The 6966-nt window shown below is 33.9% G+C and carries 6 protein-coding genes; 5 read left to right on the top strand and 1 reads right to left on the bottom strand.

Translation table 11 applies throughout. The features are described from left to right. Positions 1-91 precede the first annotated feature (91 nt). Together DCO46_RS21890 and DCO46_RS21885 are read left to right on the top strand one after the other, a co-directional pair. Entirely contained in the window at positions 92-1087 is a 996-nt protein-coding gene (locus DCO46_RS21890) for a DUF2157 domain-containing protein (protein WP_116754595.1), read from the top strand. Beyond that, entirely contained in the window at positions 1084-2253 is a 1170-nt protein-coding gene (locus DCO46_RS21885; protein WP_116754594.1) for a hypothetical protein, read from the top strand. The genes DCO46_RS21890 and DCO46_RS21885 overlap by 4 nt, the downstream gene beginning before the upstream one ends. A 97-nt stretch (positions 2254-2350) precedes the next feature. Here the strand turns inward: DCO46_RS21885 and ytxJ are convergent, their stop codons facing one another. Next, complete coding sequence (gene ytxJ, locus DCO46_RS21880) at positions 2351-2740, bottom strand: bacillithiol system redox-active protein YtxJ (protein WP_116754593.1); 390 nt, start codon at positions 2738-2740, stop codon at positions 2351-2353. 204 nt (positions 2741-2944) lie between these two features. On the opposite strand from ytxJ, the gene clpB reads away from it, so the two are divergent. The 3 genes from clpB (at position 2945) to DCO46_RS21870 (ending at position 6873) form a co-directional block, all read left to right on the top strand. Then, positions 2945-5545: an ATP-dependent chaperone ClpB gene (clpB, locus tag DCO46_RS21875; protein WP_116754592.1), complete on the top strand. Its 2601-nt coding sequence runs from the start codon at positions 2945-2947 to the stop codon at positions 5543-5545. Positions 5546-5714: 169 nt separating this feature from the next. After that, positions 5715-5837, top strand: coding sequence for a hypothetical protein (locus DCO46_RS23355; protein ID WP_262509799.1), 123 nt, complete (start codon positions 5715-5717; stop codon positions 5835-5837). A gap of 163 nt (positions 5838-6000) precedes the next feature. Beyond that, positions 6001-6873 carry a DUF808 domain-containing protein gene (locus tag DCO46_RS21870; protein WP_116754591.1) on the top strand — a complete coding sequence of 291 codons (873 nt, stop codon included), beginning with the start codon at positions 6001-6003 and terminating at the stop codon, positions 6871-6873. The last annotated feature ends 93 nt before the right edge of the window (positions 6874-6966 follow it).

Genomic DNA, 6966 nt, shown 5'->3' with positions numbered 1-6966 from the left:
ATCGGTTTTTTTATTTAAATAGTTACATGGAATTTAAGAAATTTCAGCCTAATTATATACATTTGAGAATTAGTTAACCTAAATTTAAAATATGGCAGAATTTGAAGAACAGGCAACTCAAAAACTTTTTGAGAAAAACTTTATTACTGAAGAACAATTCAGTCAGATAAAAAACTACCGCAGTTTGGGCATTTTTTCACTGAATGCGGAGTTAAAAATGTTTTTGTATTTATCGGTTTTGCTTTTTACATCCGGTATTGGAATTTTGATTTATGAAAATATTGATACTATTGGCCACGTTGCTATTTTGTCTTTATTGCTCATTGTCACTGTTGTTTGTTTTTACTACTGTTTTAAAAATTCAGTAGGATTCAGGAAGTCAGAAACTACTTTTGAAAGTCCTGTTTTGGAATACCTGGTGCTTCTGGCCAATATTCTGACCTGCATATTTATAGGATATTTGCAAGTTCAGTATGAACCATTTGGAACTCATTATGGTTTAGCAACATTAATACCAACAGTTGTCAGTTTCATTTGTGCTTATTATTTTGACAACAAAAGTGTCTTAACAATTGCTATTACCGGTTTGGCAGCTTATGTAGGGTTATCTGTAACGCCTCAGGATTTATTTAAAAATGATTTATATTTAAATCAGAGTCTGAGCTTCTCGGCAATTATGCTTGGGGTTTTATTGATTTTGTGGACATTTTACAGTGATAAAATAGGACTAAAAACACATTTTAAATTAATCTATTCCACTTTTGCTCTCCATATAATAAGCATTACGGCCATTACTAATATGGTAAACGAATATTATGGATTCTGGCTAATTTTTTCTGCTGTTCTTGCAGCATCTTCCTATTATTTTTATAAAGCCAGTTACCAGCTTAAGGCTATTTCCTTATATGTTTTTATGATTCTTTATGCTTATATCGGAATCAATATTTTCATTTTCAGGATTTTTGAGAATATTGATTTTCAGGATATTTGGATGTTAATTGTTCTTGCTATACCGGCATATTTTATCGGCTCGATAGTTTTGTTTATAAAATTGATTAAGAACTTCAATAAAGAAATTGCAGAATGATAGTATTTGATAGAAATAAATTAGAAAATTCTGTTTTGGCTGAAGAAGCAGATTCATTAAAAAATGCAGGTTTTATTGGTAAAGAACAACTTGACATTATAAAAAAACAACTTCCTGTACTTAACAGTCATAAAAATATCCTTGTAAGAATCGGTTTCTTCTTGCTCGGTTCATTTTTATATTCTTCAATATGCAGTGCAATATCACTTTTGGGTATTGCGGCAATTGAAAGGAGTTGGGAAGTTTTTCCTTTTCTATTTGGAATAATTGGGGTAATAGGCTCAGAATTTTTAGCAAAAAAGGATTATTACAACCACGGATTAGATGATGCTTTTATTTTAGGCACAATACTAAACTTTGGCGGTGCGGTTACAATTGCTACAGAATTCCATTATGTGCTTCCGGTTAGTATTATTGTGACCATCATTTCGCTGGTAATGTTTTTGCGTTATATACATTTATTATCAGCCTTGATATTTTATTTAGGATTGACCATAACACTCGGATATGCCATATTTGAGTACCTGGAAGCAGGACAGGCAATTTTGCCTTTTTTCATGATGTTCTACGGAGCCGGTACTTATTTCTTATGCAGAAAATTAAATAAAGATTTAACGGAACCCTATTACTACAATGGAATTCAGTTGATAAAAAGCGTTAGTATAGTATTATTTTATTTGTCAGGAAATTATTTGATAGTAAGAGAATTTTCTGCAAGTTTATCCAATACCTATTATGAGGTAAGTCCTGAAATTCCATTTGCGTTGTTCTTTTGGGGATTTACTTTTATTGTCCCGGTTTTGTATCTTTTCTATTCGTTAAAGAACAAAGACAGAATTATGCTTTGGATCAGTTTTCTCGCAATTGCCTTTTCATTTTACAGTTTTAGATTTTATCATTCTGTTTTGCCAATTGAAGTTGCACTAACATTAGGAGGACTAATTTTGTTTGCAATTGCCTTCTTTTTTATAAGAAAACTAAAAACAAAAGAAAGCGGACTAACATTTAAACCGGACAGAATATCAAATTCTAATACATTCTTAAATGCCGAAACCTTAATAATCGCTTCAACCTTCGGAATGAAACCTGAAGCAAAAGCCCCTGATTCGCCAATGGAATTTGGTGACGGAGGTTTTAGTGGCGGCGGATCTTCCGGAAATTTTTAAATTGAAAAACGTTTGTTCTAATACATAAAAATAAAAACCCTGAATTTTTAGTTCAGGGTTTTTATTTTTAGTTCATCATTCGATATTAATTAAAGATTTACACCTTACCTTTTAGCGCTTCTGCGTCAATATCACTATGAGAAGCATTATAAACTGCTTTACCGTTTTTGATCAATATTAATTGAGGTGATTCGTGGTATACATTAAATTTGCTGGCAATTTCGTTAGACACATCACGATGTGCAATCAAATCCAGAAAGAAAGCGTCAACTGTTTCGTCTAAATCATATTCTTTTTCAAATTGCTTCAAAGCCATTCTACTGATACTGCATCTTGTACTGTGCTTAAAAATTACAATAGGCTTAACATTTGAAATGGTTTCTATATCGTTTAACTGTGCTAAATTTGTAAGAGGAATCCAGTTTACATTACTTTTTTGGGAATCCGAATTGTCTGAATTTCCGAAGATCGAATTTAAAAAACTCATATTTTATCGTGTTTATGACTTTTTGACATCTAAATCAGCTAAAATCCTGATTTTTAATGTCATTTGTCTGTATTTTTACTATGGAATATAATTTGAATATTACAGCAAAGTTATATCATTTAAAATTAAATTTTGACGCAATAAACTCAAATTTTGATGATATCACACATTTAATAATTTAAAAACAAACCAAATCGTACAGATATGAATATAAATAAATTTACAACCAAATCTCAGGAAGCTATTCAGTTATCACAGCAGCTTGCCCAAAGAAATGGACAACAACAAATAGAAAATGAACACATTTTTAAGGCAATTTTTGAAGTTGATGAAAACGTAGCACCTTTTATCTTAAAAAAACTGAATGTAAATGTGCCTTTGTTTTTACAAATACTTGATTCAACAATACAAAGCTTTCCAAAAGTGTCAGGAGGAGAAATCCTGCTTTCCAGAGATGCTAACAAAGCGTTGAACGAAGCAGAGATTATTGCACAAAAAATGAACGACGAATATGTTTCGATCGAACATTTGATTTTGGCAATTTTCGATTCAAAAAGCAAGGTTGCCCAAATCTTAAAAGATCAGGGTGTTACCGGAAAAGGATTAAAAGCAACTATAGAAGAGCTTAGAAAAGGTGAGCGTGTAACTTCAGCTTCGGCGGAAGAAACATATAACGCATTAAACAAATATGCAAAAAACCTGAATGAACTCGCCCGTACCGGAAAATTAGATCCCGTTATTGGCCGTGATGAGGAAATTCGTCGTGTATTACAGATTCTTACCCGAAGAACAAAAAACAACCCAATGCTTGTTGGTGAACCCGGAGTTGGTAAAACAGCAATTGCAGAAGGTTTAGCACACAGGATTGTTGATGGTGATGTACCTGAAAATCTTAAAGATAAAATTGTTTTTTCTTTGGATATGGGGGCATTAATTGCCGGTGCAAAGTATAAAGGGGAGTTTGAAGAACGACTAAAATCTGTAGTAAAAGAAGTTACTGCGGCCGAAGGTGATATTGTTTTGTTTATTGATGAAATTCACACACTTGTTGGCGCAGGTGGAGGTGAGGGCGCTATGGATGCAGCCAATATCCTAAAACCAGCTTTGGCGCGTGGAGAACTTAGAGCAATCGGTGCCACAACGTTAGATGAATATCAAAAATATTTTGAAAAAGACAAAGCGCTTGAAAGACGTTTTCAAAAGGTTTTAATTGATGAACCGGATACCGAAAGCGCAATTTCGATTTTGCGTGGTATTAAGGAAAAATACGAAACGCATCATAAAGTGCAGATTAAAGACGAGGCCATTATTGCTGCTGTAGAACTTTCTCAGCGTTATATTACCAACCGTTTTTTACCGGACAAAGCTATTGATTTGATGGACGAAGCGGCTTCTAAATTGCGTATGGAAATCAATTCAAAACCAGAAGAATTAGATGTCTTGGATCGTAAAATCATGCAACTGGAAATCGAGATCGAAGCCATCAAACGCGAAAAAGAAGAAAATAAGCTTAAAATCCTGGCAATGGATCTGGCTAATTTGAAAGAAGAGCGAAACGAAATCTATACGAAATGGAAAACAGAAAAAGATGTTGTAGATGGTGTTCAGGCTGTTAAACTCGAAATAGAAGATTTTAAGCATGAAGCAGAACGTGCAGAACGTGAGGGTGATTACGGAAAAGTAGCTGAAATTCGTTACGGAAAAATCAAAGAAGCACAAGAGCGTTTAGATGTTCTGTTGAAACAATTGCAGGAATATCAATCCGGTAATTCCCTAATTAAGGAAGAAGTAACCCGTGAAGATATTGCTGAAGTTGTAGCAAAATGGACAGGGATTCCGGTAATGAAAATGCTTCAGACGGAAAGAGAAAAGCTTTTGCATCTTGAAGATGAATTGCATAAACGTGTTGTGGGTCAGGAAGAAGCTATCGAAGCAGTCAGTGATGCTGTTCGCAGAAGCCGTGCCGGTTTGCAGGATATGAAGAAACCAGTTGGGACCTTCTTATTTTTAGGTACAACGGGAGTGGGTAAAACGGAATTGGCAAAAGCTCTGGCCGAATATCTTTTTGATGACGAAAATGCGATGACACGTATCGATATGAGTGAATACCAGGAGCGTCATAGTGTGAGCCGTTTAGTAGGTGCGCCTCCGGGATATGTTGGTTACGATGAGGGCGGACAATTGACAGAGGCAGTGCGCAGAAAACCTTATTCTGTTATTTTATTAGATGAAATAGAAAAAGCACATCCTGATACTTTCAATATATTATTGCAGGTTTTAGATGAAGGCCGACTGACCGATAACAAAGGACGTTTAGCCGATTTTAAAAACACGATTATCATCATGACATCCAACATGGGAAGTCATATTATACAGGAAAAATTCGATAATCTGAAAGGAAGTCTTGAAGCTGCAACTGAGGCTGCGAAAGTCGAAGTTTTAGGTTTACTGAAACAGACAGTTCGTCCGGAGTTTATAAACCGTATCGATGAGATTGTGTTGTTTACGCCTTTAACTGTTGAAAATATCTCCCGAATTGTAAGCTTACAGCTTAAGAGTGTTACCAAAATGCTGGCTCTGCAGGGTATTACTATGGATGCCACTCCGGAAGCGATTTCTTATCTTTCAGAAAAAGGATATGACAGCCAGTTTGGGGCAAGACCGGTAAAACGTGTTATTCAGAGAGAGGTCCTGAATCAATTGTCAAAAGAGATTCTGGCAAACAATATAACAACAGACAGCATCATTCTGATTGACGCTTTCGACGGAAATTTAGTGTTTAGAAATCAGACACATAAAGATTAATAATTTATTTGTTTAGTTGATTAATTATTAATTGAGAAAACATCAGCCCAAAAGGCTGGTGTTTTTTTTTAGCTGGAAATCCGTGAATCATGAAACTTTTTGTAAAAGTATTATAACTGTCGTTTTATTTTAAGTTATGAAATTTACGTAAACATAAAAACAAAACATCATGAACAACATTTTTAGAGGATTAATAGCAGGTTACGGTGCCAAAAAATTAGGAGGCGGATGCTTCGGGACTATTTTAGTATTTATAATTATCTGGGTTTTATTAGGGCAATGCAGTCACTAACACAAAGACGTGAAAGATATAAAAGCATCAATTTTGACATCATTTTTTAGAGAAAATTCGAGTAAAATGTATTAGTTTCGCATCAAATTAATAATAAAACGCAGAGAATATATTTGGTGCTTATTACCAGATATTTAGGCGTAATTTTTAAAAATACAATAAAATGGCTTCAGGTTTTTTCGTACTATTAGATGATATCGCGGCAATTATGGATGATGTTGCAGTAATGAGTAAAGTTGCTGCAAAAAAAACAGCCGGAATTTTGGGTGATGACTTAGCTGTAAATGCCGAAAAAGCATCAGGTTTTGCTTCTTCAAGAGAACTACCTGTATTGTGGGCTATAAGCAAAGGTTCATTGCTAAACAAAATAATTATTTTGCCAATCGCATTCTTACTAAGTGCTTTTCTGCCAATCGCTATTATAGTAATTTTAGTACTTGGAGGTCTGTTTTTAGCTTACGAAGGTGCTGAAAAAATATATGAATATTTTGTTCCTCACGAACATGAATCAGAAGGAATTACAGACGAAGTACTTACAGAAGAACAAATTCTTGAAGCAGAAAAAGGCAAAATAAAATCAGCTATCGTAACTGATTTTATCCTCTCTGTAGAAATCGTAATTATTGCCTTAGGAACAGTAATCGGAAAACCAATTACACAGCAAATAATTGTAACTTCAATAATTGCCTTAATAGCAACTGTTGGCGTATATGGTATTGTAGCCCTTATCGTCAGAATGGACGAAGCGGGTTATAAACTTATTAAATTTAGTAAAAGAGAAAAAAGTGTATCAAAATTTATTGGAAATATACTGGTAAAAGCACTTCCGTTAGTCATTAAAGCTTTAACAGTCATTGGAACAATTGCTTTGATGTTGGTTGCAGGAGGTATCTTCGTGCATTACATTCCGTTTTTCCATCATTTAGTACCCCAAATTAATCTTCCTGCAATTGTAAAAGAATTTGTAATTGGTCTTGTATTAGGATTTATTGTTTTGGGAATTGTAAATCTCTTTAAAAAAATCATCAAAAAATAAATTGGCAATATTATTGATGTGTAGAAAAAAACAAACCTAATTGTAAGTTATTGATTGTTGGAGTTTTATATTTTTAATTTAAAAGTTTAACAA

Origin of the sequence: Flavobacterium sp. HTF, assembly GCF_003105115.1 — a bacterium.
Classification (GTDB): Bacteria; Bacteroidota; Bacteroidia; order Flavobacteriales; family Flavobacteriaceae; genus Flavobacterium.
This window is presented reverse-complemented; position numbering and strand designations above follow the sequence as displayed.

Coding starts and splice junctions, on each gene's coding strand:
- DCO46_RS23355 (WP_262509799.1), top strand. CDS start 5,715: ATGAACAACATTTTTAGAGGATTAATAGCAGGTTACGGTGCCAAAAAA.
- DCO46_RS21890 (WP_116754595.1), top strand. CDS start 92: ATGGCAGAATTTGAAGAACAGGCAACTCAAAAACTTTTTGAGAAAAAC.
- ytxJ (WP_116754593.1), bottom strand. CDS start 2,740: ATGAGTTTTTTAAATTCGATCTTCGGAAATTCAGACAATTCGGATTCC.
- DCO46_RS21885 (WP_116754594.1), top strand. CDS start 1,084: ATGATAGTATTTGATAGAAATAAATTAGAAAATTCTGTTTTGGCTGAA.
- DCO46_RS21870 (WP_116754591.1), top strand. CDS start 6,001: ATGGCTTCAGGTTTTTTCGTACTATTAGATGATATCGCGGCAATTATG.
- clpB (WP_116754592.1), top strand. CDS start 2,945: ATGAATATAAATAAATTTACAACCAAATCTCAGGAAGCTATTCAGTTA.